This window comes from Protofrankia sp. CiP1_Cm_nod1 (assembly GCF_920888515.1).
Classification (GTDB): Bacteria; Actinomycetota; Actinomycetes; order Frankiales; family Frankiaceae; genus Protofrankia.
Genome location: NZ_CAKKTM010000130.1, coordinates 1 through 2537 on the forward strand (window position 1 = coordinate 1; position 2537 = coordinate 2537).

Consider the following 2537-nt stretch of genomic DNA (forward strand, 5'->3'; position numbering starts at 1 on the left):
GACCGGTCCGGCTGGTCCGGGCGGTTCGGCCGGAAGCGTCCTGGCGGGCTCCTCCCAGGTCGGGCCGCAGGCCGGACACGCGGTGGGGACGGCCGGGCCGGGGGTGGAGCCGGCCGGGCCGCCGCCGGCCGCTGTCGAGCCGCTGAGCGGCCGGGAGCAGACGGTCCTGAGCTATCTGCCGACGATGCTCACCACGGCGGAGATCGCCAGCGAGATGTTCGTCTCGGTGAACACCGTGAAGACCCACCTCAAGAGCATCTACCGTAAGCTCGACGTGGCCCGCCGCCGGGACGCCGTGCACCGGGCTCGTGCGCTTCACCTGCTGTGAGCCCAGGATCCGCTGTGAGCCCGGCCGGGCCGGGGGCCAGAGCCGTGTCCCGCGGAGCCCCCTGGGCCACCCGGCCGCCCGGCCGTACGCGAGCGGGACGACGCGGGGCGGCGGAGCCGTCCGCGCCCGTGGCTCGCGCCCGTGGCTCGCGGTTGTCGGTCGCGGGCCGTCGAGACCCCGGCCCGTCGGCGACAACAGTACGCGGCAGCCCGTGAGAATACGGTCGTGGTCGTGGTCGTGGTCGTGGTCGGCCGTGGCCGCTGTCCCGATGGGCCGGTCCGGTCGTTGGAGATATGCCGAAAATATCGTTGGAAGTATGCCGGAAGTACACTGGAAATATGCCGGAAGTATGTGGTGGAAATATGATCGACGTATGGTCGGGATATATCCGGCGTGCGATTACCGGGTGACTGGCGTCGCCGTATCCGTGCCGGTCGTGTCGCCGTGCCGGCCGCTGTGGCACATGCTGTGAACTGATATGATCTAATTCATCTTCCTCTCACCCCGTGGGGAGGATGCGCTACCCGTGGCCGCTGACAGATCTTTGTCCTCGCGGCGCTGGGCGACGGCATCCGATGGTGGGGTGGGCGATGTCGTCTGCGGCGTGGGACCGGCGGCCTCGACCGGTCCGGGGTGACGCGGCCGGGGGTGACGCGATGGACCAGGTGTACGACCGGATAAAACTGCCGCTTTCCGGTGTGGAAGTCGAACTGGTGAGTTCGCCGGTGGGCCTTCTGCACTGGCGGCTGAAGTCCGCCGACGATTCCACCACCCGCCTTGACCAGCCGCTCGACCGGACGCCGATTCTCGGCTGGGAGGAAGGCACCACGGCGGTGGACGGGCGGCATCCGCCGGTGGTCTTCACCGTCGTGTGGGGATCGCTGCTCGGCGGCCGCGGGCCGCTGCGGGTCGTGCTAGTGCGCCGCCGCCGGTTCCGGGCCTCCCAGCGGCACAACCTGGACCCGATAACGCTCGGCGGGGCGTTCTGGATCGCGGAGTCCGAGGGCTCCTTCGACCATCTGGTGGTCTCGGACGGGGCGATCGTCGAGAGCCGTGACCTGCACGCCCCGGTCTGAGCCGGGGATCGCCCGGATGGCCGTGGCCGGTGCCGTCCCGCGTGGCCGTGCGGGACCCGGGCCGGCTACGCGGCGGGCCACCGCATGGCCGGCTACACCGGTTGCCGGGTGCGTTTTCTCACATCCTCCCGCGCTTCGGCCGGATTCGGATACAAGGACGATCCGTACCGGGGACGACCGGTCGCGGGAACGCCGTGCGGACGCCTTTGCCAGCGGATTGCCGGCGGCATCTACGGCATCTACGGCGGCGGCATCGTCGGCGGCATCGGCGGCGGGGCGCGGATGGCCGGGCCCGACGAAACCGGACGTCCCGAAAGCGGTCACCGTACCTGCCCTTCCGTGTATGGATAGCTGCGCTGTGTCCGCGTCCGGTTTCCTCCGTGTTGCCCGGCCGGTGGGTCCCGCCGGCCGGTTTTCCCGGGGGGCTAAAATTTCCGACACGCATCCGGTGGCACGGTGTCCGCGCCCATGTCCTGCCTGTCCGGGGAAGGAGCTGGTCCGGCACCCGCAAGTGCCGATCTCGGTGAACCGGTGTCGATCGCCGTTGGTGTCCGTCATGGACCGTCGGCCAACGATCTGCTGGGAAATGATGTCGACCTTGAAAACTGTCGTCGTTGTGAGTCGCGTGATTTTTGGTTGCTTTTTCTGGCGCATTATTGTGAATATAATGTGTCATAGTTGTTTCTTTGTGCATGTATACGGTTCGGCTCCCGGGCTCCTCGGCGTGTCGGCCGCGGCACGCCCGTGGCCGCCGGCCCGCCGGCCACCAGCCGGCCGGCGGGCCGACAGGCGATCGTCGCTGTGGCCGCGCACCTGGATACCGGCAGCCGCGCCGGCAGGTACCGGGCCGGCAGGTACCGGGCCGGCCGCCCGCGGCCCGGTCAGGAGGGACCACCCATGAGCACCAGCACGCACCGTAACCCGCAGGCCCGCGGCCCCGGGGTGCCGCGGGCCGGGGCGGCGCGGGTCCCCGGGCCGTCACGGGACCTCGTCGTCGCGGTCACTCCCTTCACCGAGCCTGACGCGCGCCTGACGGCCGCGGTGGCCCGGGCCGGCGGCCTCGGCGTTCTCGACCTGGGGCGGGATGCCGCCGCCGCACGCGCCGCGCTCGCGGACGCCGCCCGCTGGTCGCG

General features: G+C 70.7%; 4 protein-coding genes. All 4 read left to right on the forward strand.

The window, feature by feature from the left end; translation table 11 throughout:
• On the forward strand, positions 1–328 hold a 328-nt coding region (locus tag NBX02_RS06215; RefSeq protein WP_250290391.1), incomplete at its 5' end, for a helix-turn-helix domain-containing protein.
• 656 nt (positions 329–984) lie between these two features.
• On the forward strand, positions 985–1404 hold the full coding sequence (locus tag NBX02_RS06220) for a hypothetical protein (RefSeq protein ID WP_250290393.1): 420 nt from the start codon (positions 985–987) through the stop codon (positions 1402–1404).
• A gap of 84 nt (positions 1405–1488) precedes the next feature.
• Positions 1489–1755 (forward strand): hypothetical protein, encoded by a 267-nt coding sequence (locus NBX02_RS06225; protein ID WP_250287507.1) that lies wholly within the window; start codon positions 1489–1491, stop codon positions 1753–1755.
• 546 nt (positions 1756–2301) lie between these two features.
• The coding region (locus NBX02_RS06230) for a hypothetical protein (protein ID WP_250290395.1) at positions 2302–2537 on the forward strand (236 nt) is incomplete at its 3' end.